This is a genomic window from Cupriavidus necator A5-1, assembly GCF_000744095.1.
In the GTDB taxonomy this organism is placed as follows: Bacteria; Pseudomonadota; Gammaproteobacteria; order Burkholderiales; family Burkholderiaceae; genus Cupriavidus; species Cupriavidus necator_A.
In genome coordinates this window covers 452,618-478,458 of record NZ_JQLI01000004.1, presented here as the reverse complement: position 1 = coordinate 478,458, position 25,841 = coordinate 452,618, and the positions used below count along the sequence as shown (strand labels likewise).

19 protein-coding genes and 2 pseudogenes are annotated in these 25,841 nt (G+C 61.8%); 6 read left to right on the top strand and 15 right to left on the bottom strand.

The features are described 5' to 3' along the window. The first annotated feature begins 90 nt into the window (after positions 1-90). Positions 91-867, top strand: coding sequence for a DUF4239 domain-containing protein (locus K307_RS48025; protein ID WP_155301267.1), 777 nt, complete (start codon positions 91-93; stop codon positions 865-867). 1,014 nt (positions 868-1,881) lie between these two features. Here K307_RS48025 and K307_RS24060 read toward each other — a convergent pair. The 3 genes and pseudogenes from K307_RS24060 to K307_RS24050 all read right to left on the bottom strand — a co-directional run bounded on the left by K307_RS24060 (position 1,882) and on the right by K307_RS24050 (position 5,222). Then, on the bottom strand, positions 1,882-3,510 hold the full coding sequence (locus tag K307_RS24060) for an EAL domain-containing protein (RefSeq protein WP_196251615.1): 1,629 nt from the start codon (positions 3,508-3,510) through the stop codon (positions 1,882-1,884). 567 nt (positions 3,511-4,077) lie between these two features. Continuing rightward, positions 4,078-4,233 (bottom strand): annotated as a pseudogene (locus K307_RS48015) (IS481 family transposase); the annotation flags it as partial. A 23-nt stretch (positions 4,234-4,256) separates the two neighbouring features. Beyond that, positions 4,257-5,222, bottom strand: coding sequence for a Bug family tripartite tricarboxylate transporter substrate binding protein (locus K307_RS24050; RefSeq protein WP_080745209.1), 966 nt, complete (start codon positions 5,220-5,222; stop codon positions 4,257-4,259). A 651-nt stretch (positions 5,223-5,873) separates the two neighbouring features. Here K307_RS24050 and K307_RS24045 point away from each other — a divergent pair. The 4 genes and pseudogenes from K307_RS24045 to K307_RS24030 all read left to right on the top strand — a co-directional run bounded on the left by K307_RS24045 (position 5,874) and on the right by K307_RS24030 (position 10,866). Continuing rightward, positions 5,874-6,968 (top strand): porin, encoded by a 1,095-nt coding sequence (locus K307_RS24045; RefSeq protein WP_042883301.1) that lies wholly within the window; start codon positions 5,874-5,876, stop codon positions 6,966-6,968. A gap of 331 nt (positions 6,969-7,299) precedes the next feature. Beyond that, positions 7,300-8,556 carry a CaiB/BaiF CoA transferase family protein gene (locus K307_RS24040; RefSeq protein WP_080745208.1) on the top strand — a complete coding sequence of 419 codons (1,257 nt, stop codon included), beginning with the start codon at positions 7,300-7,302 and terminating at the stop codon, positions 8,554-8,556. Between the two features lie 51 nt (positions 8,557-8,607). Next, entirely contained in the window at positions 8,608-9,396 is a 789-nt protein-coding gene (locus K307_RS24035) for an SDR family NAD(P)-dependent oxidoreductase (RefSeq protein ID WP_042883297.1), read from the top strand. Between the two features lie 445 nt (positions 9,397-9,841). Further along, a pseudogene (locus K307_RS24030) lies at positions 9,842-10,866 on the top strand (IS110 family transposase). Positions 10,867-11,234: 368 nt separating this feature from the next. Here the strand turns inward: K307_RS24030 and K307_RS24025 are convergent. The 8 genes from K307_RS24025 to K307_RS23990 all read right to left on the bottom strand — a co-directional run bounded on the left by K307_RS24025 (position 11,235) and on the right by K307_RS23990 (position 19,308). Further along, entirely contained in the window at positions 11,235-12,116 is an 882-nt protein-coding gene (locus K307_RS24025) for an alpha/beta fold hydrolase (protein ID WP_230626054.1), read from the bottom strand. 182 nt (positions 12,117-12,298) lie between these two features. After that, the gene (locus tag K307_RS24020) at positions 12,299-12,769 is read right to left on the bottom strand and encodes a MaoC/PaaZ C-terminal domain-containing protein (protein WP_042883293.1); all 471 of its coding nucleotides are present in this window, start codon (positions 12,767-12,769) and stop codon (positions 12,299-12,301) included. A gap of 33 nt (positions 12,770-12,802) precedes the next feature. Next, the gene (locus tag K307_RS24015) at positions 12,803-13,981 is read right to left on the bottom strand and encodes a thiolase C-terminal domain-containing protein (RefSeq protein WP_051975154.1); all 1,179 of its coding nucleotides are present in this window, start codon (positions 13,979-13,981) and stop codon (positions 12,803-12,805) included. Position 13,982: 1 nt separating this feature from the next. Next, positions 13,983-14,402 carry a Zn-ribbon domain-containing OB-fold protein gene (locus tag K307_RS24010; RefSeq protein WP_042883292.1) on the bottom strand — a complete coding sequence of 140 codons (420 nt, stop codon included), beginning with the start codon at positions 14,400-14,402 and terminating at the stop codon, positions 13,983-13,985. A gap of 23 nt (positions 14,403-14,425) precedes the next feature. After that, a complete protein-coding gene (locus tag K307_RS24005) occupies positions 14,426-14,902 on the bottom strand; it encodes a MaoC family dehydratase (protein ID WP_042883290.1) in 477 nt (158 codons plus the stop codon). 14 nt (positions 14,903-14,916) lie between these two features. Continuing rightward, the gene (locus K307_RS24000) at positions 14,917-16,107 is read right to left on the bottom strand and encodes an acyl-CoA dehydrogenase family protein (RefSeq protein ID WP_051975153.1); all 1,191 of its coding nucleotides are present in this window, start codon (positions 16,105-16,107) and stop codon (positions 14,917-14,919) included. A 457-nt stretch (positions 16,108-16,564) separates the two neighbouring features. Then, complete coding sequence (locus tag K307_RS23995) at positions 16,565-17,923, bottom strand: MmgE/PrpD family protein (protein ID WP_042883289.1); 1,359 nt, start codon at positions 17,921-17,923, stop codon at positions 16,565-16,567. Between the two features lie 2 nt (positions 17,924-17,925). Continuing rightward, positions 17,926-19,308, bottom strand: coding sequence for an MmgE/PrpD family protein (locus tag K307_RS23990; RefSeq protein ID WP_042883287.1), 1,383 nt, complete (start codon positions 19,306-19,308; stop codon positions 17,926-17,928). Positions 19,309-19,533: 225 nt separating this feature from the next. Here K307_RS23990 and K307_RS23985 point away from each other — a divergent pair, with 225 nt between their 5' ends. After that, the gene (locus tag K307_RS23985; protein ID WP_042883285.1) at positions 19,534-20,892 is read left to right on the top strand and encodes an MmgE/PrpD family protein; all 1,359 of its coding nucleotides are present in this window, start codon (positions 19,534-19,536) and stop codon (positions 20,890-20,892) included. A gap of 171 nt (positions 20,893-21,063) precedes the next feature. Here K307_RS23985 and K307_RS23980 read toward each other — a convergent pair whose 3' ends face one another. The 4 genes from K307_RS23980 to K307_RS23965 all read right to left on the bottom strand — a co-directional run bounded on the left by K307_RS23980 (position 21,064) and on the right by K307_RS23965 (position 25,598). Further along, positions 21,064-22,743 (bottom strand): sigma-54 interaction domain-containing protein, encoded by a 1,680-nt coding sequence (locus K307_RS23980; RefSeq protein ID WP_042883283.1) that lies wholly within the window; start codon positions 22,741-22,743, stop codon positions 21,064-21,066. A gap of 43 nt (positions 22,744-22,786) precedes the next feature. Then, entirely contained in the window at positions 22,787-23,767 is a 981-nt protein-coding gene (locus K307_RS23975) for a Bug family tripartite tricarboxylate transporter substrate binding protein (RefSeq protein WP_042883282.1), read from the bottom strand. Between the two features lie 108 nt (positions 23,768-23,875). Continuing rightward, positions 23,876-24,577, bottom strand: coding sequence for a hypothetical protein (locus K307_RS23970; protein WP_042883279.1), 702 nt, complete (start codon positions 24,575-24,577; stop codon positions 23,876-23,878). 58 nt (positions 24,578-24,635) lie between these two features. Further along, entirely contained in the window at positions 24,636-25,598 is a 963-nt protein-coding gene (locus tag K307_RS23965) for a Bug family tripartite tricarboxylate transporter substrate binding protein (protein WP_042883278.1), read from the bottom strand. Positions 25,599-25,841 lie beyond the last annotated feature (243 nt).

The following is a 25,841-nucleotide window of genomic DNA, read 5'->3' as shown; positions in this document are numbered from 1 at the left end:
GGCTTGGCTTGGCTTGGCTTGGCTTGGGAATTCAATCAGTACTTGGATTGTGCGACGAATTAAAGAAAATAACGTTTGTGGACGGTTTTAATGAGTATACTTTGTCGCTGCATTGCAATTGCCATTGCTGCTTTTGCGTGTGCAATTGTCGGGATTTATGTGCATACACTATTCCCTTCCGATATTAATTTATCGGGGGATGTAATCCGATCTGTTTCCGGATTGATTGGCACTCTTTTTGCCATTGTTTTGGGTCTGCTGGTGTCTTCCTCTTATACCACCTTCAATAGCCAACAGGCTGATTTTAATTCGCTCGTAAATGCGGTAGCCAATATCGATCTTTTACTGAAGCAATTCCCTGTAGTGTCTGATAGTCCACGAATTATGTTGCGGCGGATGGCTGCTCGCTTACTGAGAAGATATTGGCCGGATGAGAGTGGAAAGCATGGCGGAGAGGTAAATTATGATCACCTTTCCGAAGATGTTGAGACGGTGCTGGAGATAAATAAGATCTCCGAAGAGTTTGAAAATATTACTCGTGACGATCTGAACTCAATTCGCCAGTTTTCCAGCAATTTTATTGCCATTCAATCCAATATTGTCCGGAGTCTATCGAGTCAGGTACCAACCTTGCTTCTTGATATTGTATTCGGCTGGGCCTGTTTGTTGTTTTTCCTTTATGGCAGCCTCAATGGCGGCAATGTAATTGCAATATTTTTTCTGCTGTTGGGGGCTATCGCCATCACGAGTGCCAATTTTCTCATACTGGAATTAACCCACCCATACCAGGGCATATTCAAGGTCTCCAGTGCTCCACTCGATTTGCTTCTGAAATCCATGATCCAGGAAAAAGATTCGTCAGGCTAAGGATGGTGTCCAAAACCAGGTCAGCGACGCTGAACTGACCATACGAGTGCCGCCAGATGAAATCGAGGAGCCAATTCGATGCCAATTTCGGCATGAACGCGGACGATTTCTCCCCCTGTTTCGGGACTGCTTCCCGATTCCGTCCATCTCGTCAAGAAACACGCGCTTGCGCGTGCGGCGGTTGCTCGGGTCCAAGCGAAGGTCGATTTGCTTCAGGCACCTATTGTCGCTGGAAACTTTCTTTATGCGTACCCGCAGACGCATGACTTTTGGGTCTTCCGCACTTTGTGTGACGAGGGCGCACTGGCGTGGAGGATGTTGTAGCGTGGAACGGCCGTCGTCTCCACCGCCCACCACCGCCATTCTTCTTCTTGTTGACGAACGTGGGCGAGCCCGCCAGCCGTAGAACAAAGGCAAGTTGTCACCGACTCCGAAGCAATGTCGTCAATTCGCGTGACAACGGCAGCGAAACCGAGCGCAACATCAATGAAATCAACGATTTACTTTCAGCGAAGGAAAGCTGTCACCGCGGAAAGATCGCTAACGTGTCAATCCGGCGTGTGTGAAGCGCCTACGCGGCCCCCCAAAGTCCGTGCCGCCGTCCATCTAGCGACCGCGATCGGAGGCTAGAACAAGACACGAGGAAACCTGGCCAACCTCTTGCACTAGCTGTCTTGTGATCGCGGAGTGCAGATATAGTCGGCGCCCTTCGTAGACCAGACCGGGAGGCCATTCTCGCGATGCCTGATCTGGTCGGCCGGCGGCACGGGTTGTTGCGCCGCAGCCTGCGCCCAGGCGGCGACCGCTCGGGATGTGGATGACTTCATGCAGGCGTCTGGACTTCGTGCGACGGTACATCCCATTGCGCAGCGGCAGCCAGCTCAAGCATCTGCCGGGCCGCGGCGCCGGCGCGGCGCATCGGCACCAGCCTGATTCGGCGGCTGCCTGCCATCCTGCTTATCGCCACTGCCACAATTGTTGCTCATGGGTGCTGTACCGGGAACCGAGCCAAGGTCATTTACCTTTGCTGCCAGTCAATGTATACGACGACGAGTTTCCACTGCCCGCGGTGCAACAAAAGCCACTGCCTCCGGTCGACCCGTTGCATTGTTCGACAAAAGACTTGAAATCCTCTGCTCGCATTGGTTTTGCATACCACCATCCCTGACCCCACTCCACACCCCACTCGCGCAAGTAACTGGCCTGGTCGGCGCTTTCCACGCCCTCAGCTACGATTCGCAACCCCAGAGCCTTGGCCATACTAATGATATGAGTCGTCACAGTACCTGTCGCCGCCGCTGTGCCTATCAATTGCACGAAGGACTTGTCTATTTTCAGCACGTCGAGCGGCAATTCCTGCAATGCCAGCAGGCTCGAATAGCCTGTGCCGAAGTCGTCGATCGCTACTACATGCCCACGTTTCCGAGCTTCGGCCACGAACGTGTACGCGGATTCAAGCTCCAGGAAGCTGCCTTCAGTTATCTCGAGCCAGATCTGACCTGCGCGAATATCTCGGTTCTTAACAATATCCGCCAAAGCTTGCAACGTCTTGCCGTCCTTCATGTCATCCGTGCTGAGGTTCACCGAGACATGCATGTCCCGGTTCGTTGCCAGCGTCGCCGCCATCTCATGTGCAACAAGTTCAAGCACCTGCAGAGTAAGACGGCCAATAAAGCCATGCTTTTCGGCCAGCGGAATAAACAAGTTGGGAGGAATCATCCCACTGTCCAAACTATCCCAGCGCATCAGGGCTTCAGCGCCAACACAGCGCCCTGTTGCCAAATCGACCATCGGCTGATAACAAATGAAGAGCTCGCGACGCTCGATCGCCGCCCGCAACTGGCCATGTACGGAGAGCCGTCTTTGCAGGAGCCGGCGCACGAAGTAGACAAACAGGACGGAGCCGATGGCGCCCGGCGGAATCCAATACCATAACAATTGGTAGGCCAGCATCCGTGCATCGGAGCACTGCATGTAGGCAACTATAACGACATCGTCGCTTTTTGCCAGTGCTACTAGGAGGTCTGGACGGTCCGCGGCCGCCGCGCCTTTGACCAAGGCCGACGCCAAAGCTACGTCCATATCCCGTTGGGCAGCAATCAACGCACCCGCCGCGGAAAATACGGCCACTCGTGCCGTACCATTGGCATTCATCGGAAGGAAGCGGCTGGGCGCAATCAACACCGCATGATCTGAGGACGAGATCTGAATCATGCTCATACTCGTAATCCCAGGCGGATTCGCCGCCAGCCGCATACCCATGCCATTTGCCAACTGCAGCTCTGGCGGCAGATGGGATTCGCTACCGCTAACGATTCCCCAGGAGGTACACCTGGAGAAGCCATGCGAAAAGTGGATGATTTGGTCGACCGCGCGTGTACTCAACGTGGCGACTCGCATCAGCCGAATGTGTTCATGCGTACATGGCGCGACGGGACGGAAAGCGAAGTCGGTCAGCGTGTCCGATGCCTGTGCCAGCATCGCTGTCGCATTCCTGAGCCCGCGGTCCGCCAGCTCATCGAGCTTGCGCTGCTCTTGGGCGATCGCCCCCTTGTACGACAGCCGCAAAGCCAGCATCAACGGCAGGATGGCAACGATGATGCCCGCTGCTATGGCACTTGCTACCAGGTGTCTTCGTCGCATGTACGGAATCTCTTGGCGAGAGCGGCCGACAGCGAAATTTTGCTTCCTATTCTCTATTGGCACGCCGCCTGCAAATGCGCATTTTGGCATTTATGCGCGCGTCGCGGTTATACATATTCAGACAATGGCGGGCACGCGACAAAAAAGAACCGGACCTCGGCGGGTATCGAGATCCGGTTACAGCGCAAGCAGGCGCCAAACCAATGTAGCAATGCCGCAACAAGGCTTGGCAGCGCATAGCTATATCGACCCGCGCTTGAGGCCCACCGCCCCCACCCTGTTCGCTCCTCCAACTGCCATGATGCGGCGGCTGACCTGGGCCTCGACACATCGCAGGCGTGCGGGGTGCGCGTGTCCGGCACACCACAGCCTACGGAATTGACATCGTCTGCGCCAGACTTATCGATGCCGTGCCAATGCGCCGAAATCGATCAACTCCGTCAGAACTTATGCCTAATATTCATCATGACGCCGGTCTGGTTCTGTCGCCTGGCATTGGCGTCTGCAGAACGGGGGCACTAGCTGTGAAGCATTGAGCTGCGGCAGCGGCGGCGGCTGCAAAGGCAGATCGCGCGCAGAGCTGTTCGCGCTTTCCTGCTTTTCATCCGGCTGCATAGCAGTGAAGGCGATGGGAGCGTGGTCGTCCACGGCCACAATGAGCATTTCCCAGCCGGCACCGTCCACCGAATCGCGGCGATTGCCGGCCACGCGGCGGCAGGGCCGCTCATACCACACTCCTACTGGCATTACATAGAAATCTTGGCTGTACGGGCAACGCCGCCCCAATGCTGCATATCCTGCTTAACAAGCTGCGTCAGTTCTTCCGGCGTACTGGCTCTGGCCTCGGCGTAATGGTCCGCAAGATACTTTCGGAACTCCGGACTCTCTACTGCCTTGACCAATGCGTCACGAAGCCGTTTCGCCTCAGCGTCGCGAGTCCCCTTTGGCGCGAACGCCGCAAACCACAACACACTTTCAAATCCTGGCAATTCTTCGGCAATAGCGGGGACATCCGGTAGCGAAGGCATGCGCTGCCGTGCCGCTACGCCAATGAATCGCATCTTTCCTGATTGCACCAGAGCTCCAGCTTCGATAGCGGTAACGAAGCTGCACCGGATGTCGCCCTGAAGCAGGCCTGCCGCGGCCAGCGATCCGCCTTGGTAGGGAACGTGCAGCATGTCCAGCTTGCCGCGACGGGAAAACTCGAACCCCGTCAAATGAGCAAGCGAACCGATACCTGATGAGCCGTAGTTAACCCTCCCATCCGGCTGACGCGCCTGCTCCATCAAAGCCTGTAACGTTCTTGGGCCCTTCTCTGCCGATACCGTCAAGACCAATGGCATGAAAGCGATTGTCGTCAAAGGTCGAAGATCCTTCAGCGCATCGTAAGGTGTCTTTCTAATGGACGGGACAAGCGCGTTCGGCCCCTGGTTGCCGAACAAGATGGTATTTCCATCAGGGGACGCCTTTGCTACATAGTCGGTGCCCATCGTTCCGGCCGCGCCTGGCTTGTTCTCTACAATCACAGGCTGCTTCAGGAGTTCACCGAGTGGCTTCTGCAGAAGCCGGGCAACATGGTCGGTCGATCCGCCGGCCGCGTATGGCACGACAAGCTTTAGTGGAGGGCGTTCTCCGGCCTGCGCCTTCGCTTGTGCAAATGTCAGGGCAACCGGCATGGCCAGCAGAATCATGCGGGAAATGGATAGTGGCATCGGATCATTCACCTTTAACGAGAGACAGCACCGTTCTTCGAAAAAAAAGCGATGTGATACTCAGGCCGACGGTACCTGCAATTCACACCAGGTTCTCACCTTTCACATCGCGGCGGTTCTGTTGCCTGCGGTGGCCTCTCGCCAGCGCCCCGCGTACATTGTGCGCCATTGATTCTTGGCGTCTGGACGATCCCTTGTCGAGTCGTCTTTTCTAGCCCGACCTGTAAGTTGCGCTGACCGCCACAGCAATCGGACATGGCTGTATTAGCTGTTTTCTTCACGCACATCCGTCTTTCATGAGTACAGGAAAGACACCGCGTCGACACCACCCCAATGGGCCGCGTTCCCGTATTTCCGACGGAGACAGCGCGCGCGTAGTTGAAACGCACCGTTCCACCCTGCTTTGATCCCCCTCAGGCATGGGGCTTGCTCTTCGTGCCACAGCGCCACAAAAAGACCTCGGCCTATGGAGGCGCCCCAACGCCAAGCGAACAACCGGACGGGTCCCAAACATTCAATGCCGTGGCGCATGCCGAGGAGAACGAGGGGGGGAAGGATCCTTCGATCCTCTGGGCAGAACACATATGCCGCATCAGATCGAGGTGAGGTTCCTCCCCCGACCCAATAAACAACATGGAGACAGGAGAAAGAATGAAGTCGCAATTGAAACTGTTGGCCGCATCCACCGTGGTGATTTGTTCGTCCGCTGCCTATGGTCAAGGCAGTGTTACGCTATACGGGGTGGTAGATGCGGGCATCGAGTACGCCAACCATCAGCCCAACGGTGGTCACGATGTCGTTCGCATGACACCCGGCAATCTCTCTGGCTCACGCTGGGGGCTGCGTGGTGTCGAGGATTTGGGGAGCGGCTTGAAGGGCCTCTTCGTACTCGAAAGCGGATTCGACTCCGATAGTGCGCAATCTGGTCAGGGAGGGCGACTCTTTGGGCGGAGCGCATATGTTGGCCTGCAGGGACGATGGGGGTCATTCCTTCTCGGCAGGCAGATCAATTCTCTATTCGAAATCGCAGGGGATATCGATCCCGTCGGTCTCGCTCCAAGGTACTCGGTGCTTGTGCAGGATGTCGTCTTGGCATCCCGAGCCGATAACACTGTCAAGTATGTTGGAAAGTTTGGCGGCCTTAAGGCCTCGGCGATGTACAGCTTTGGCTCCGATAGCGGGAAGGCCAATGGGAGCGAAGTTCCGGGCAATGCGAAGATAGGGCGCGAATTTGGCGGAAGCCTGGCATATTCGTCCGGAAACTTCAGCATCGCCACGGCGTATGACGAGATTAACACCGGCACCCTCAGCACCACGCCGGACGCGACCGCGCGCCGGGCCGTGCTTGCGGGGACCTATTCCTTCGGAAACACAACGGTCTATGCGGGCTACCGTTGGGCCAAGGCATATGACGGCGCCCTGTTGACGGGAGCACCGGCTCGTCAGGCGACCCAACGCTCCAACCTCTGGTGGGCCGGGGCGCGTTGGCAGGCTGCAACCCCGCTCACGCTTTCCGCGGGGGCTTACTACCAGGACTTTGCAGGTACCAACGCCGATCCCTGGCTGTTCGTGGCGTCGGCTGACTATGCGTTTTCGAAGCGCACCGACGCTTACATGACGATTGGCTATACAAAGAACCATAACGGGTCGTCTCTCGGCCTCGGCTCGGGCGGCGTTGGCTTCGGGACAGTCATTGCCGGTGCGAACCAGTTCGGCACGGTTATCGGCTTGCGTCACAAGTTCTGATCGCGCAACGGCGTGAAGCCGTGATCGCCCCTTGGCAGTCGGCCCCTTGCCGCTGACTGCAAGCGTCTGGGGTCGGGGCAGCTAACTCATCGAGGCCAGTCTGCCCTGGCCCGCGCGACATCCGCGCCATTCAAGCAACGATCGGCTGCTGCCATTCGCGCCTGCGCGCTACGCGGGACGCATTGCGCGAGCCCGATTCCGAGCCTTCCGATTCCCGCCTCTGCGCCCACCGCGGTTAGCACCGCTTACCGCTCCCCCCAAGATTTCCAACTCGACACCGTGCAGTGCAGCCACGAAACTGGCTTTACCCGTTTCTTTCCAGGTTATTGACATGAACGACGATAAAACCACGCCACCGCCGTTAAAAGGCATCAAAGTCATCGAGCTCACTCACCTCATTGCCGGACCGTACTGCGGCCAGCTTCTTGCCGAGGAAGGAGCACAGGTGATCAAGATCGAGCCGCCCAGCGGCGAACTGGCCCGGTCCCGCGCCCCGCTGCGTGAGGATGCCCAGGGTCATACCGTCTCGGCGCATTACGGCGCGCTCAACCGTGGCAAACAAAGCATTGCGCTCGATCTGAAGAACCCCGAAGGCATGAACGTCATGCACGGGCTGCTGGAATCCGCAGACGTGCTCATCACCAACATGCGCGCCGCGGCCCTGGAGCGCCTGGGAATCCATCCGGAAACGCTGCAGAAGCGCTATCCGCGACTCGTGATTGCCTGCATCTCGGGGTTCGGCATGGAGGATGCCGGCGAGTATGCCGACCGGGCCGGACTCGCCCTCGTGGCCGAAGCCATGACGGGCGCCACCGGCCTGACACGCGACCATGCCGGCAATCCCGTATGGTGCGGGTTCGCGCTCGGCGATATCCTCGCCGGCATGACCGCGCACGCGGCGATTCTGCTGGCCCTGCGCAATCAGGAGCGCTACGGCATCGGCCGGATCCTGGACCTGGGCCTGATCGAATGCACGCTTCCTATGGTTTCCGTGGCATTGGCCCGGGTGCAGATTGCCGATGCCTCCCTGTCCGCCTTCGCCGGCTCGAACGACTTTCACGGCGTGCCGTACGGCGCATTTCCCGCGTCGGACGGCTTCATCAACATCGGCGTCAATCGAGACGATTTCTGGCGCCGCCTTTGCGTCGCCATGGGGCGTCCGGAGCTCGGGACCGACGAGCGTTACGCAACCTACGTTGAGCGCGCGAAGCGCCAGGACGAGGTGATTGCCATCACGGAAACCTTCACCCGTGCCCACACGCGCGCGGAGATCACGACGAAGCTGAACGAGGCCGATGTCCCGGTCGCAGGCGTCCTCAGCATGAGCGAAGTGCTCAATGACGCGTATCTGCGGCAACGTGGCGCGCTGCAGGAAGTCGAGGACGGCCTGGGCGGAACCCTTCGACTGCCGGCTGATCCGTCCCGCTTCCGCACCGCGCAGGGTGTACTCAGCCTGCCGCGCCTTGGCGAGCATCGCGTCGCGGTGCTGGAAAAGGAACTCGGCCTCCCCCCCGCCGAGATTGCCCGACTGGAAGCGGCTGGCGCCTTCGGCGCTGCGAAGCCATCGCCTGCGTCCACCGCATCCTGAAGAACGATGCTCGTTGGCACGCACGCATACACAGATCAACAGGCGGTCGATATGAAAGAACAATCGGATAAGCAGCAGCGAAAGGTCGCCATCGTCACAGGAGCGACGGCTGGATTAGGCAAGGCCATCGCACTCAGGCTGGCACAGGAAGGGGTGTTCGTCGCCGCGACCGGCCGCAACCAAGCCGCCGGCGAGGCGCTGGTGGGATCCATCGAATCATCGGGCGGACAGGGCGCCTTCCTTGCGGCCGACATCGAGGACACCGCACAGGCGACTGGCCTCGTCCAACAGGTGATCGAGAGGTTCGGCCAGGTAGACATCCTCGTGGCCAGCGCCGGGGCACCTCCCGACGCACAGGGCGTAATCGGCCAGGTCGAACCGAATGCCATCGCGGACCAGATCGCCAAGACGGTTCGTATCAAGCTGAATCCGGTACACGCGGTCGTGTCGCACATGACCGAACGCAATAGCGGCACGATTCTGTTCGTCACGTCCGAAGGCGGCCGCTTCCCGACGCCCGGCCAGACGACGGTGGCCCTCCACTCCGGCGGGCTCATTATGGCCGCCAAGGTCATGGCCAAGGAGCTTTCGCGCTCCCGTGTGCGCGTCAATACGTTATGCGTCACGCTGGTCGAGCAAACGCCCGTGTACGAACGGTTCGCAGGCGGACAACTGACGCCGATTCGCCAGAAGGTGTTCGACAAGATCGCCTCGCAAGCGCCATTCGGTCTCGCCAAGCCCGATGAGGTTGCATCCGTGGCTGCATTCCTCGTTTCTGATGCATCGAGCCACGTCACCGGGGCGACCCTGAGCGCGACGGGCGGGGCAACGTACTCTTGACGGAGTGGGTCAGGCATCGCGCGCGGCATGCGTGCCGCTCGCGATGTTTCGCTTTGCAGCAGCGAGGCCGCCAGGCCGCGAATGATCGAAACGTCGACGTTGATCGACATGCCCCGCATCTGCACGCAGGAGGTAGCCGTCGCTTCAATCGCCGCACGCGCTGGGCATGACCGGTGCCACCTTTCCCGTCTCTCGACCGGGAACCAAGAATTGTGGAATTGAATGGATGCGTCGAGATCCGGATCCCGTCCTGAAGTCCGCAATGCGCTTAGCGAAGGGTGAGGTCATGACAAAAGATGGAATGAACGCGCCCCGGCCTCGGCGCGGAGCTCGGCAAGCCATGGTGGGGATGTATCACAGGAAGGGACGGGTCCCCCATCGCGAAACGGCATCGATGTGCCAGAGTGGAAGTTCACACAGTCCACACAGGATGGAGGGACCCGAAATGAATACTACGATCTACGGTCTGGACATTGCAAAGACTACTTTCCAACTCTATTGGGTCGAGTCCAACGGCAAGTGTTTCAATCGTCGCTTCAGCCGGCAGAAACTGATTGAGTTCCTCGCCAAGCGTGAGTCTGGACGGGTGGCGCTCGAAGCGTGCGGCAGCGCTCACTGGTGGGCCCGCCAGCTGCGCAGCCTCGGCCACGAACCGGTGCTGCTGCACCCCAACTACGTGCGTCCGTTTGCCCAGACCAACAAGACCGATGCCACCGACGCCAAGGCTATCTGGACCGCGGCGCAGCAGCCCGGCATGCCCGTCGTTGCCCCCAAGACCGAGCCGCAGCAGTCCCTGCTCAGCCTACACGCACTGCGCCAGCTGCGCGTGAAGATGCGCACCATGCTGGTCAATCAGTTGCGCGGCATGTTGTTCGAATTCGGCGTCCACTTCCCCCGCGGACTGCGTACCGGCCTGCAGGAAATCGTGCAACACATGGCCGACATCGAGCAGTCGTGCCGCCCATGCTGTTCGAGTTCGTGCACGAACAATTGCAAAGCATCGAACGGCTCGATGAGGAGATTGCCCGCCTCGACCAGCGTATCAACGCCTGGGGCCGGCAGAACCGGGCTTGCCAGACCATTCTCGCCATCCCGGGTATCGGCATGCACACCGCCACGGCCATGGTTGCCACAATTGGCGACGTCCACACCTTCAAGTCCGGACGGCAACTGGCGGCCTATCTTGGCCTGGTGCCTAAACAAACCGGCACCGGCGGCAAGGTCTGGCTCGGTGGCATCAGCAAACGCGGCGACCCCTACCTGCGCACCTTGCTCATTCACGGCGCTCGGGTCGTGCTGAGCCATCTGCGCAGAAAGAATCAGCCCGGCTGGCCTCTGACGCTCGCGCAGCGACGCCCCATCAACGTCGTGGCCGTCGCCATGGCCAACAAGATGGCACGCACGGTCTGGGCCCTCCTGGCGCATGACCGGGCTTATGACCGCGACTACGTCCCGGTCAGGCCTGCCTGATGGCAGGCCGGGCTGGCAGAGAAGGAAAGCAGGACCGTCCACAGGTTGCGACGGTGAGATGAGCATCATGGCAAGACAGGTCGGCCGCGGGAGCGTAAGCCCAACGAGTCACCGGTGCTACCAAGCACGAACAAAAGATAGGGACGCTCCCGGCGGATATCCATGAGGGCCCGCAGGCTCGCCTGCACCACAAGGCCGGATATAAGTCTGCAACCAGTCCTGCTCGAGCCAGCATGTTCGTCTTAGCTTGCAAACCGGGGCGCGTTCATATAGGTGGCTCCCGAACCATCATCCTTTGAAGCCACACACAAATCCTGTGCGGCTCCGACGCCAGTTACCTCTGGCGCCGTTCACACCTGTTGCAGTGCCTACCTGGCGACCGGCACGACACGCCGCAGGAAGTCGAGCGCCGCACGCCCGAAGACGTCGTTGCGATCGCCCGAAACCATGTGGCCGGCCCCAGCGATGTTCACGAACTCCGCTCCCTGACACAGACGCAGGAAGTCGCGCGCGCCCTCCTCGCTGACGACGTCAGACTGGCCACCGCGAACCAGCAGCGTCGGCAGGCCGAGGCGGCGCGCCGCCTCGATGCGTCGTTCGTCGCCTTCGCGCCCCTTCTCCATGAGCCGGGGATCCCAGTGCCAGTGGTATCTGCCGTCGGCACCCAGGCGGAGGTTCTTTGCCAGGCCGTATGGCACGCCCTGCGCCTGGGCACGCGGCCGATAGGCGTGAATGGCCTCGGCGGCTTCTTCGAGTGTACTGAAGCCTTCCGTCGTGCCGCGCATGAAGGACTTCACCTTCGCCACGCCAGAAGGCTCCGTGCGCGGTGCAATGTCCACGAGAATCAGTGCGCTGGCCTCGATGCGCCCTTCACCGACGCCGATCAGGCTGGTGGCCCCGCCCATCGACGCGCCGACCAGCGCCGGCCGCCTTCCAAATGTCGCGACGAGGTCCCTCAGGTCGCGAATCATGGCATCGCGGGAGTAGTCGCCATCGGCCGCCCAATCGGAGTCACCATGGCCGCGCGCGTCGAACGCCACCGCGTGGTAGCCGGCAGCGCCCAGTCTCTGCCCCGTCGCACGCCACGCATGCCGCGTTTGACCCACCCCGTGAAGCAGGAGTACCAGCGGTCCTCGCGGATCTCCCCATGAATCGCCCGCAAGCTGCAGGCCATCGTCGCCGGTCCATCTGTGCATGGGCACCGGGGTGCCGGGAAGTCGGGTGTAGGGGTTCATTGCTGTGGCGTTCATGGCATTCAACGCCCCGCGGCCCGGGAGGCGTGGAGGATAAGGAGATGTCGTCGGCACGGCGCGCGAGGCATCACGTCGCCGTTCGACCTGAAAACACAGGCCCCGGCGCAGTTCTGCGGGCGGGGCCCGATGTGCCGGCATCCCGCGTGGCGCAGCAGGCCGGCTTGGTAGATTGGAGTGCGTCAGCCCTTCGGGCGACGACGATACAGGAAAGTCGTACGCATCTCCTGCGCGACAGTCCCATCCTGCTTGATGACTTCGCGCTGGACCACAATCACGCCGCGGTCCGGCTTGCTGGTCTCCTTCTTTTCCAGCACGCGGACGCGCGCCCGGATCGTATCGCCATGCTTGACCGGCACCAGCATCCGCCATTGGTCGTTCTGCAGCAACGCGATCAACGTGCCGTCGTTAAGCCCGCTCGCATACTGCAGGCCAGCCATCACGGCGTACACCAGCGGGCCGTGCGCAATGGGTTCTCCGAAGGGGGTGGTCTTGCAGTATTCGAAGTTCGTGTGGACTTCATTGAAGTCGCCCGACAGGCAGGCGAAGTTGACGATGTCCGTCAACGTGATGGTGCGAGCCGAGCTGATGAACTCCTGTCCGATCTCGAAGTCTTCGAAATATTTGCCGCGCGGCGCGGAAGCAATGGTCATGGCAATCCTTTTGGATATGAAGGGATCGAGGCGTCAGCCCCTGTCGTTGGCGAGGATGACGGTGCAGTGCGAGGACAGGATGCCGCCCTCATTGTGGACGAGTGCGACTTCCGCGCCATTCACCTGCCGCTCGCCCAGGCCGCCGCGCAGCTGGCGCACGGCTTCGACGATGCCGAACAGCCCGCCCGCGGCGCCAGCGTGCGCGTGCGACAGCATGCCGCCGTGCGTATTCACCGGCAACTTGCCGCCAATGGCTGCATGCCCCTCCGCAAAGAAGGCTCCGCCCTCGCCACGCTTCACGAAGCCGAGTTCCTCGAGTTCAAGGATCGGCACGATCGTGAAGCAGTCGTACAGCTGGGCGACGTCGATGTCGCCCGGGGCAAGCCCTGCCATTTCGTACGCGATGCGTCCCGATTCGGTGGCGCCGAATTCGGTGAGACTTGGCGCGCACATCAGGTGCTCGTGCGTGTGGTATTCGCCGATGCCCTGCAGATACGCCGGCTTGCACTTGAGGTCGCGAGCGCGCTCTGCGGAGGTGACGATGAAGGCGCCGCCCGCGTCGGAGATGAGGCAGCAGTCGAGCATGCCCAGCGGATCGGCAATGGGCTTCGCCGCCAGGACCTCATCCAGCCCTATCGCCTTCTTCATATGGGCGTTCGGATGCAACAGCGCGTGGTTGCGCGTCTGCACGGCGACGTGTGCGAGTTGCTCCCGGGTCGTGCCGTACTCGTGCATGTGCCGCTGGGCGATCATGGCGTAGTAGCCCGGAATGGACCCGCCGTAGGGTTGCTCGAAGTAGGGATGGCCCACCGCCAGCAACGTGCTGACGGTGGCATCGCGCGACTGGCCCGTCGCGCGGTTCTCGCCGGCACAAACCAGGATCGTCTCGGCCTGGCCGGCCGCGATGGCCTCGGCGGCGTGCTTGAGCATTACCGCCGGGCTTCCCCCGCCAACCACCATCGAGGCATTGAAATGAGGCTTCAGGCCGAGGTACTCGCACAGCACCGAGCCGAGCATGAAGTACGGCTCGGTGAACGAATAGGCCGTCAGCAATCCGTCGATGTCGGAAACCTCGAGCCCGGCATCGTCGAGCGCGCGCCTGGCGGCCTGCGCGTTCAGCCCGAGTCCCGACATATACGGCACGCGGCCGATGTCCGATTCGCCGACGCCGACGATTGCTACCTTGTTCTTCAGGGATGCAGGTTTCTTCATGTCATGCTCCGCGCGTGGCGATGCGCTCGAACTGCGGGATCAGGGCGCCGTCGCCGCGATCCTCGAAGGTGACCGTCACAGGGTCCCCCACCGCGACGCCCAGCGCGTCCTCGCCTAGGATATTGGCCATCATGCGCGGGCCCTCGTCGAGCTCGATCAGCGCGAGCACGTAGGGCACACGCGAGGCAAAGACCGGGTCCGACGCACGGCGGATCACGCTGAAGCTGTGCACGCGTCCGGTACCGCTGGCATCGATCCAGTCGAGGTTGTCGGACCAGCACGACGGGCACAGGTACCGCGGCATGAAGTGGAGCTGACCGCAGGCGTTGCACTTGCGGATCACGAGGCGCCGCTCGCGGGCGGCGTTCCAATAGGTATGCGAGTCGGCGTTGGCGACCGGCTTGGGCAATGCGGCTTGCACGGGTTGTTCTCCTTGTGCTCTTCTCAGTTTGCGGCGGCGGCCGTTTCAACGTAGGCGCGGGTGCGGATCATCCGCGTGGAGTCGTACGCTATGACCACCTCGCCACGTTGGTTCTTCACCTCGTGCGCAGTCGTGACCACGCCCCGGTCTGGCTTGCTCGTCAACCGCTTGGACTTCAGCCGCACGTGAACGCTGATCGTGTCGCCCGCGAATACGGGCTTCAGGAACTTCGGCGTCAGTTCCATCAGGAAGATGCCGCGGCGGCGGGTCAGGCCCGCCTGCAGCACCGCGCCCTCGGCCAGGCACAGCACATGCAGCCCGGGGGCCATGCGCGCGCCATACTCCCTGGACAATTCGACGTAGCTCCGGTCGGTGAAGGTCGGCGTATGGAAGCGGTGGAGGTCGACGAACCCGGCAATGCCGTCCTCGGTGACGGGCACCGCCTCGGATTCGTACCTCCAGTTCTCCGTGTAGTCCTCGAAATAGAGTCCTTCGTCCATCGTCCTCTCCCAGCTCAGTAGGAACGCGGCAGGCCCAGGACGTGCTGGCTGACGTAGTTCAGAACCATGTTCGGCGAGATCGGTGCGATCTGGAACACGCGGGTGTCGCGGAAGCGGCGCTCGATGTGGTACTCGCGCGCCAGCCCGAAACCGCCGTGCGTCTGCATGCAGACGTTGGCCAGTTCCCATGAGGCGTCAGAGGCGAGCATCTTTGCAATGTTGGCGTCGCCGCCGCAGGGCTCGCGGCGGTCGAACTTCTCGGCTGCCTTCCAGCGCAGGGCGTCCGCCGCCTCCAGGTGCGCGTAGCCGAGCGAGATGGGAAACTGAACGCCCTGGTTGGCGCCGATCGGCTTGCCGAACAGCACGCGCTCCTTGGCGTAGTTGACCGCCTTCTCCACGAACCAGCGTCCGTCGCCGATCGCCTCGGATGCGATGATGATGCGCTCGGCATTCAGACCATCGAGCAGGTACTTGAAGCCCTTGCCTTCCTCGCCGATCAGCGAGGTCTCGGGCACGCGCATGTTGTCGTAGAAGACCTCGAAGGTGTGATGGTTGAACATCACGTCAATCTTGCGGCTGGTGTACTGCTTCGGATCGACCTGGCGCTTGTCGACCAGGAAGGCCGAGATGCCCTGGTGCGGCTTGGCGGGGTCCTTCGGCGGGCTGGTGCGCGCGAACACCATGAAGGCGTCGGTGTAGTCGAAGCGCGACGTCCAGAGCTTCTGGCCCTTGATCACCCACTCGTTGCCTTCCCGCCATGCTTTCGTCTGCAGCTTGGCGGTGTCGGTGCCGGCGTTCGGCTCCGTCAGCGAGAAGGACTGCAGGCGCACGCGGCCCGCGCATACCTCCTCGAGGATTTTGCGCTTCTGTTCGTCAGTGCCATGGCGGGCCAGGATGCCCATCATGAACATCTGGCCGTGGATCATGGAACCGACGCCGCCCGAACGGTGCATCTCCTCCACGATGACACATGCTTCGCGCAGGCCGAGCCCCATGCCGCCGTACTGTTCGGGAATCATCACCGTGTGCAGCTTGGCGTCCATCAATGCCTTGATGTAGTCGTGCGGAAATGCCTCTTCCTTGTCGAGCTTGGCGAAGTACTCGTCGCCGAAGTTCCGGGTAACGGCTTGCGTGGCCTGGAGCACGTCATCCAGCGTGACGCCATGGGAAGAGTTCTGTTCGGTGGAAGTCGGGATAGCGGACATGTTGGTTTCCTTGGTTTCACTGCAGCGAGGAATCACGCCGGGTAACGCAATGGCGTTCGTTCGGTGTCTCGTGCTGTGAGGTCAAGTTTCAAATCCGCAGGAAGAAAAGTCGAGTCGCTTTTTTTACCGAGACCGGTAAGTTTCGCTGACCGTCCTTCAATGCGGAAGCACGGCGAGAGCGCGCGTACGGCGAACTGGTGGCGCATGCGGTGCGGAGAGAGGGCACGTTGCGTCCAACCACCTGCATTCGGCTGGACATGGGATTCACCGGGATGATGTTGCGGCATGCCGCGGTATTAAACGGCAGCGGGCGGCGACGCAGACGGCCGCGCACGAGAGGGATCCTGCCTAGGTGCAGGCAGGCGAAGCGGGCGCGGGGCTGCCGGGACGCGACAGGACTTCCCGTCGCGTGCGCTGCCACGCCCGCTGTCACATCAAGAGGCCGCGAAGCGCCCGCCTATGCGCCGGGTGCTGCGCAGAGTGCGTCCACGAGTTGCGAGACGCTGGCGAGACGGTCGACCGACCACAGCATGTCCAACATCCGTCGGGCCGCCGGTCCGTCGCTCCATGCACGGTACAACTCCAAGAATTTCAACTCCAGTTCCGCATCGGCAAGCGGATTGGCGGCGCCTCCTTTGGGGTCGTGCTGCAAATGGCTGTACGTGGAGCCGTCCTTCAGCCGAATCGTGACGCGACTGCGTGAGTGCGCCGGGAAGGCATCGGTGAGCTCGGCGGAGCAGCCGACACGGATCCGCTCCATCAGGCGTCGGGTCTGCGGATCACCAAGCCGCTCGCGCTCGTAGTCGGCGGAAGTCAGTCGGCCATTCAGCAAGGCCACGGCAATCGTATAGGGCAAGCTGTGATCCGCGGTTTCGCGGTTCGTCGGCGCCCAACGCGTCGGATCGCCGCCCATGGCGCGAAAGGCCGCCTCGTAGGTCTCCACCTCGATCGCCTCGATGGCTTCGACAGGCACCTTTTCACGCAGGGCCAGCGCCGCGTCGACTGCCGCCTGGCCGTGATAGCAGACGGGATGGAACTTGAGATGCGTGCCGATGATGAGCGGCATCTCGCCCGCGCCGATTTTCCAGTCGAGCTCGCCCACGATGTCGCGCAGGCCGCCCTTTCCCTCCACAACCGCGGTAGGCCCCGTCACACCTTCGCGGGCCAGCAGCGCGGCAAAAATGCCATTGCGCGCACCGTTCGGACCGGCACAGCTCTTCCAGTCGGACAGGTCTCCGGTACGGACGTTGTAGAGCTGCAAGCTGGAAGAGAGCGCCAGCGATATGGCTTCGCCGGCCTGCGTTTCGCCGAGGCCCAGCAACCGCGCCGCGCCGGCGGCGGCGCCCGCCGCCGCACACGTTGCCTGGTCGAGGGCTCGCGTTGCGAGGGCGGTGCTGTCGCACAGGCTGCAATACACCTCATAGGCGACGATGGTAGCCGTGACGAAGTCCTTGCCGCTCAGATTGAAGAATTCGGCCAGCGCGACGAGACCGCCGATCATGTCGCTTGGATGCCCGTTGCTCCTGCCGAGATGCGTATCGCTGTAGTCCTGGTAGCGCAGCATCGTGCCGTTGGCAAACGCCGCCATCTCGATGGAGGTGCGTTCGCCGCTGCCCCAGATGCGCGCGGTGGGCGTTCCGGCGTAGCGTCCGGCGAACGTCCGGATCGCGGAACAAAATGGCTCCCGATAGGCCGCGGCCGCGCACGCCACGCTATCGATGATGCGGCGGCGGCATTCGTGTATGGCACGCTCAGGCAGTCGATTAAAATCAGCCGCCGCGACATGGCGCGCGATGCGAAGCGTTGTAGCGTCCATCTTCAGCTCAGCACGCGCAGGACGTCGGTCGCATCGTCCAGCGCCTCGAGATGCCGCACCATCTCCTGCGCCTTGCGAATGCCCCCGGCCGAAGGGGGCACCGCGGCAAGTTCGGCGCTGTAACGGAACTTCTCGTAGAGGTACTCCCAGCTCATTGGACATTCCACGTCGCCCGGGACGTTGTCCCCTACGCGCGAGAGCGTGCGGCCGTCGCGCGTGACGATGTCGATGCGCCCCTTGGGAAGCGTCGTCTTCCAGTCGAAGCTGTCATCGAATACCGGAACGACCTTGTGCGCTGCTGCGAGCACCTGCGGATCCGTCAGTGCGTCGCCGAAGAAATCGGATACCTTTACCTGGCCCTTGGTCGCCGCGACAGCCACGCAGAACGGGATGCTGAACTTGGCGTCCACCGGAGTCGCCGGACGGCGGCGGCTTTCGATGGGCTCGCACAGCTGCTTCTGGAAGTCGCCGACACTCACCCGGATCTGTTCGATGTCGTCGATGGCCAGCTTGTGTTTCGTCATCAACGTCAGCGTTGCATGGATGAAGCCGTGCGAGGCGCCGCAGGAAGGCCAGGGCTTGTAGAGAATGGAACCGCCGTCATACTTCTCGCCGAGGTCCTTCACCATGTTCTCCCGGTCATACTCCCCGCGGAAGTAGACATTGAAGAAGCCGGCCTTGCCCTCGAACATGCTCTTGACGCCGCTCACGCCCTTCTCCGCCAGCAGCGCGGCGAGCACTGCACCCTTGGTCGTGAAGCCTGCATACATGCCTCGCAGGTCGCTGCCCACGCCATACGCCAGTTCCATCGTGCCGCAACACTGCATACCCGCAATGCCGAATGCGTCGACGATCTGATCGCGGTTGAGCCTGAGCACGTGGGCGGCGGTCGCAGTCGCCGCATAGACCCCGATCACCGTGGTCAGGTGCCAGTCCTGCCGGTTGGCGACGTTGCGCCGGATGCGCAGGAACATGTCCTGCCCTGCGGCGACTGCCGCAATGAGGTCGCGCCCCGAGACACCGCCTGCTCGCTCCGCCAATGCGAATGCCGCGGGCACGATCGAACTGCTTGGGTGATGGCCTTCCGGCGCGTGATCGTCGAAATCCAGGCAATGCGCCAGCGCGCCGTTATGAAACGCGGCCCACAGCGCCGGGGCACGTCCCCCGAAGCCGAGAAGCGTGCTCTCCTCCACGCCGCCGGCCTCGCGCACCAACGCGTTCACCCCCTTTACCGCCGGCTCTACGCCGGTTGCCGCAATGATCACGCCCAATGTATCGAGAATGCTCTTCTTGGCCCCCTCGATGGCCTCCGTGGGCAAGTTGACATACCGGGTATTCGCGACAAACGTGGCAAAGTCTTGGGACAGGTCGACAGCTTGTGTCATTGGGTGATGTCTCCGTATAGGGGTTTGATTTTTCCTCATTGTCGATGGGCCGTCGCAGGCCTGTCGAGACAGTTATTGTTTGGGCGAGGGTAAGCCGATCTAACCGTCATACCATGGCGGGTAGAGTCGTAAGGACTGCTTACGCTGGCATCGACGAAAAGCGACTGGCTCTCCGCAGTCCCGCCGGCCGATACTTGACGCGTTTGCAACCTTACCTATGCCACCATGGATATCGCCTATCTGCTCGCCTCAAACGCCGTCAGCCGCGAATACGACAAGCTGCGCGACGAAACCATTGATGCCACGGTCGACGGCCTGATCGACAGTCTCGCCTGCGCCCTTGCCGGCCTGCACGCGCCCGGACTGAAGGAGGCACGTGCCGCGGTGGGGCGCTGGGGCACCGGCCACTGCTCGGTCTGGGGCGGCTTCGGCCACGCCAGCGCGCCGTTTGCCGCGTTCCTCAACGCGGTCAGCATGCACGCGTTGGACTACGACGACACGGATGACAAGGTGCCACTGCACGCCAACGGCATGGTGCTGCCCGGCCTGATTGCCGATGTCGAAGAGAGCCGGCCCGATTGCGATGGCCGCGAGTTCCTCACCGCGCTGGCCGTCGGGGTCGACGGCGCGATGCGCATCGGCCGTGCCGGTGGCCCCAAAGGCTCACGCGGTTGGAACTACAGCGTGATCAGCGGGTCGGTGGGCGCGGTGCTCGCCATCGCGCGCCTGCGACGCTGGGATACGGAGACCACCGTCAACGCACTCGGTCACCAGCTTACGCAGACCGCCGGCAGCCTGCAGTCGATCATCGACGGCAGCCTCGCCAAGCGCTTCCAGCCGGCCCAGATGGTGAAGAACGTCGTCATGTCCGCCGCGCTCGCCCAGGCAGGCATCGACGGACCGAGCAACGTGTTCGAAGGCAAGGCCGGATTCGTCAACCTGTACCAGGACGGCAAGTTCGATCTCGACGCCGTCCGCGCAGGCATTGAACGGTGCGACCTGCCGGAGGACCTGAGCCTGAAGCCCTACCCGGCCTGCCGCTTCACGCACGCTCCGATCGACCTGGCCCTGCAACTGCACGCACAGGGCGTGCGCTCCAGCGACGTCAAACAGATCCGGATTCGCGTAAGCGGCCAGGCGGTGAACATGGTGGGACGGAAGTTCGACCATCGCTCAGCCGGAGTCGTCGATGCGCAATTCAGCATCGCCTACACCGTGGCCGTCGGCCTCGAACGCGGCGCGGTACGCATCGGCGACTTCACCGGGGCTGCGATCCGCGACGAGCGCGTGGGTAACTTCGCCGCCGAGCGCATCATGATCGAAGCCGATGCCGCCGTCCCGTTCCTGGGCATGGTGCCGGTAGCGTTCGACGTGGACCTGGCCAATGGCAAGCGGCTCCACATCGAAGCCCATGACGTGTGTGGCAGCCCCGGAAAGCGTATGTCGGCCCAACAACTGCGGGACAAGGTATTGGACTGCCTGGATTTTGGCCGTTCTCCCGTCAACGCTGACGATCTGATCGCGGCCGTTCATGGACTGCGGGATGGCAAGCCCATTGCCTCCGTACTGCAGTTGATCGCCTGAGTTGTCTCTGGATTGCCGGACGGCCGGTGCAACGGCCGTCCGCGAATCCATGTACGAAGCACTGCTCCGCGATCAGGCCGATCCCGCCCCCCGCTGCATGCCCGCATGGGACGCCCGCATGGGAAGCAACGCGCGCCGCGTCGTTGCGGGCGAAAGTTGCCCGGCCGATACCTACCGTGAAACCAGTTCCGCCTTCCCGGCACTCTCTATCATGCTGAGTCGCTTATAGAGATAGGAACGCGAAATGCCAAGCTGCTCCGCGACACGCGACTTGTTTCCGCCCGTGCGCCGCATGGCCTCCATGATCATCTCGGACTCGACCCGCTCGGTAGCTTCGCGGATCTCGTACTTGGCCGACTCGGTTTCGGATCGCTTGCCATTGCTTTGGACGCCGCCGGACGGATGCTCGACACCGTCGAGGCTTCCGAAGTCGCTGATGGAAAGCACGGGGCCATCGCAGAAGATCGCCGCCCTGTCGATCGCATGCTGGAGTTGCCGGATATTGCCCGGCCACGCACGAGACTGCAGGAAGCGGATCGCTGATTCCGAAATGGACTTCTTCGGCGTTCCATGCCGGACCGAGAATGCCTCCAGGAAGCTGTCGGCAAGCTCGGGAATGTCCTCGAGCCGCTCGCGCAGCGGAGGCAGGCGCAAGGTGACGGCACTGATGCGATAAAAGAGATCCAGCCGAAAGCTCGAGCTGGCGATCATGGATTTGAAATCGCGGTTGCTGGCCGAGATGAGCCGGAAATCGGAGTGCCGTGCACGATCGCCACCGACCCGCTCGAACCTGCCGTCCTGAAGCACCCGCAGGAGCTTCACCTGCATGTCGACCGGCATGTCTCCGATCTCGTCCAGGAATAGCGTGCCGCTATCCGCAGCCTCGAACTTGCCTTTTCTTCCCTTGCGATCCGCCCCCGTAAACGCGCCTGGCTCGTAGCCGAACAGCTCGCTCTCGACAAGGTTCGGCGGCATCGCAGCGGCATTGACCAGCACCAATGGCTTGTCGTTACGCGGGCTCAGCATATGGATGGCGTGAGCGACCATCTCCTTTCCGGTCCCGCTCTCTCCTGTGAGCAGAACAGGTACGTCGAGCGGTGCCAGGCGCAGGATATCGTCCTTGAGACGGCGCACGGCGTCGCTGCTGCCGACGATCTGGTCCAGCCCATAGCTGCGGTTCCGGATTCCCGAAAGCTCCCGCCGATAGAAATCCAGTTCCTGCTTCACCTGGGCAAGTTCCACGGTCAACTCGCGGATGGATTCCGGTCCCTTGAACATCACCTGCCCGATTGCCGCGACTACCCGCTTCTTGCGATCGAGAATAGGAAGGCGCGAGACAACACGGGTGACGCCGTTCATCTCCTGCAATTGCGCGACTTGCCCCTTCCCTGTCGCCACGACCTCATGCAGCCTCGTATTCTCGACTACGGCGGTCACATGCTTGCCCAGCGCTTCGCCATGCCGGAGGCCGAAGAAGCGCTCATGGACGGGACTCATGTAGGTGATCCTGCCATCGGCGTCGACGACGACCATGGCCTTGTATGGGTCGGTGATGAAGTGACGGAGGATATCCTCCGCCGAATCGACGCTTGCCAGGAACTCGCTGAATTCGTCCGCTTCCTGCGAATCGAAAATCAGAAAGCAAACGGCATCCCGCGTGGGGATGGCTGCGACCGTCATCGGTCGGTCCAGGTCCGTCAAGGCCGACAATCGCCCGACCGGCATCCGGCCCCGGTTTTGCCAGAGCCGGCATAGTGACTGGGAGATCAGCGAGTCTCGGCCAAGACCGCTGGAAAACGTCGTCGCCCCATGCTCGTCCAGGACGAGAATTCCTTCTGGTTCACGCTTCATTTTCAACCACCATGGCGATCGCTCCACCACCAACCCAGGAACGTCATTCCGGCTGGATATTTGCTTCCTTGATCAGCTTCACGGTCCGCCTTTCTTCCGCAAGCAGAAACGCGTGGAATCCTTCGGGTGTGCGAACTTCGGACACTTCCTGATCCAGTGCGGCGAGGCGGGCCTGCAGCGCCTGATCCGATCGAGCGGCCTCCATGGCCTCCGCCAGCTTGGCTTGTACCGCCTTCGGAATTCCAGCCGGAGCGGCGAGGCCGACAAAGACGCTGTACGAGGCATCGGGATAGCCCAGTTCCTTGAAGGTTGGAACGTTCGGGAACTTCGGCGATCGGCTTTCGGAGGAGATGGCGAGCGCGCGCAGGGATCCCGCCTGGATCGAGCCGTACAGGGAGGTCGGCGTACCCATCATACAGTTCACTCGACCGGAAATGACGTCGGGAACCACGGCAGCGACCCCTTTGTAAGGGATGTGCGTGAGGCGTATGCCTGCGCCTTTTATGAACAGCTCCACTGGCAGATGCGAGGTACTTCCTTGCCCACCGGAGCCAAACGTCACCTCCCCCGGGCTCTTCTTTGCGGCGCCCACGAGATCAGGCAGCGTCTTGAAGGGCGACGCGCCCCCGACAACGAGCAAGGCGGGGGAGCGCGCCATCTCTCCCACTGCAACGAAATCCTTGCCGAAGTCGTACCCGGCCCCTTTGAGCAGTTGAGGCATGGTCACCACTGTATTGGCGAAGGCGAGAAGCGTATAGCCGTCCGCCGCCGACCGCGCGACGTATCGGGCGCCGAGCATCGAGCTGGCGCCGGGCATATTCTCCACGACCACCGGCTGCTTCAGATAGCGTGACATCCTGTCGGCGTACAGGCGGGCCGAGGAGTCCAGCAAGGCTCCGGCCGCGCTGCTGACGATGATGCGGACAGGCTTGGTGGGATATGGCGCCGATTGCGCGCTGGCTACGCAGGCCATGACCGCCAATGAAATCCCGCCGACGGCGTGGACGAACTGACGCCTTTTCATTTCATTTGTCTCCTGCTTCTAGTTGTATGGATCGCATGCTAGTGCACCGTGGTTTGGCGCGTCGAGTTCGATTTTCTTCGCCGCCTGGTAAGAGAAGCTAACCAGAACTTACGCGTGTCCGGCGGAAGAAAGCCTCGCAAGTACCGCGACCGAAATTCCGAACTGGTCATACACCGCATTCTCCAGCCGGCACCGGTCGGTGAATCCGTAGGACGCTGCGGAAGACTGCGTCGCCGAACACAGCAGGTCGAACACGAATCGCGAAAGGCGTTGCGTCCTGACGAGTTGGCGAAGGCTGGAACACTCCTGCAGGAGCTTGCGCGAAAGCCATCGACCGTCGAGCTTGCCGAGGCATGCCGCGGCGGATGAGAGCCCCCAGTCCGATTGCGGCGAAGTGAAGACAGCGAGGGAGATACCCGCCGTCGCAGGCTTCCGCTGCCTAAGGTCGTCCGTCGACGGGCTGGAGGAGACGCGGCCCTGGTCCCGTCCGGGTGCCGGGAATCCGGGCCCGGATTCGGGAACGATTGTCAGCGTGACCTTGGCCTGGCGCAATAAGGTCAACGATACCTCTTCCAGAGCGGGGATGAGGCGAGACTCGCCGTGGCGAACCGCCCTGGTAAAGCCGCGCATTGATACTTCGCACGTCCCGGCTTCGACGACAACCCGGATCGGAAACGGGAGCTGGATGTTCCTGATGCCAATAATCCCGGCATCGAGGCAACTGAGCCTCACCGGCCCGGGGAGACGTTCGATCGACGGATGGCGCGCGCGCCCGGCGCTCGCACGCAGATGACTGGCGGAGATTGGCATGGCAACTGAGGAACGACGCGCGCTTTAGCCAGCAGGAAGGGCCCCGGTCAGCACGGGCTTACTGCCTGAGCAGGCTCACCGATTTCTCCTCTTCGTCCCGAAGGAACGCGTTGAACTGCTGTGGCGTTCTCACATTTGAAACTTCCATGCCCAAGCGTCGCAGCCGCCCGGTGAACGTCGGGTCCTTCTTTGCCGAATCGATGGCATCCGCCAGTGTCTTCCGTACGGCATCGGGGATCGCTGCGGGCGCAAAAATGCCGAAGAACAGGTTATATGTGGCATTCGGGTATCCTAGCTCCCTGAAGGTCGGGACATCGGGAAACGCCGGAGAGCGGGTGCTCGACGTGATCGCGAGCGCGCGCATCTTTCCGCTCTTGATCAACTCTTCCGTCGAGGTTGAAGGCCCCATCAGGAATTCGACTCTGCCTGCCAAGACGTCGGGCACCGCCAGCGAAATCCCCTTGTACGCGATGCCATTAAAGCTGACCCCTGCATCCCGCGCGAACAACTCAGCCGTCATGTGCGACGTCGTCCCACGGCCCGTGTATGCATAGGTAACGGCGCCCGGATTCCGCTTCGCTGCCGCAACAAGTTCGGGGATCGTCTTCGTTTTCGATGATCCGCCGACCACCAGCAGGGAGGGCGACCGTGCAAGCTCCCCAACGCCAGTGAAATCCTTCATCTGATAGCCGGCACTTTTCTCGACGTGAGGAAGCGTCGCGATGGTGTTGGCAGCGACGAGCAGCGTATAGCCGTCGGCTGCCTGTCTTGCGACATAGCGCGAGGCGAGCATCGTACTGGCGCCGGGCATGTTCTCGACCACGAACGGTTGCTTCAGGGTTTTCGAGAAGCTCTCCGCATAGAGCCGCGCCAATATGTCCGTCATCCCGCCGGCCGAGGTCGAGACGATCAGGCGCACCGGCTTGACGGGATACGAGCCGTCCTGCGCGTGCGCGGGGAAGACGGCCGACGCAAACAGGCAGCCGGAAAGGAATTTCAGAAAATGGCGGCGGCTTTTCATGTGTCTCCTCATTGGGTTTCGGGCTGGCGATCATCCCGCCGGCGACTGGATTCGACCTGTGGAGGCCGCCATGGCGGAAGTGTGCTTCCTCCCTGGCGGTCCCGGCAAACGGATGGCCCCGTCCGTGGCGAATGCAACGCGATCAGCGAGAGTTTCGTCCCTGTATGGCCCAGACGTCCAGTTGACTTTAGGCCCTCCTCGGGTAAGTCCTGCTTACCGGCGGCCGCACCTCCGTGGTTAGCT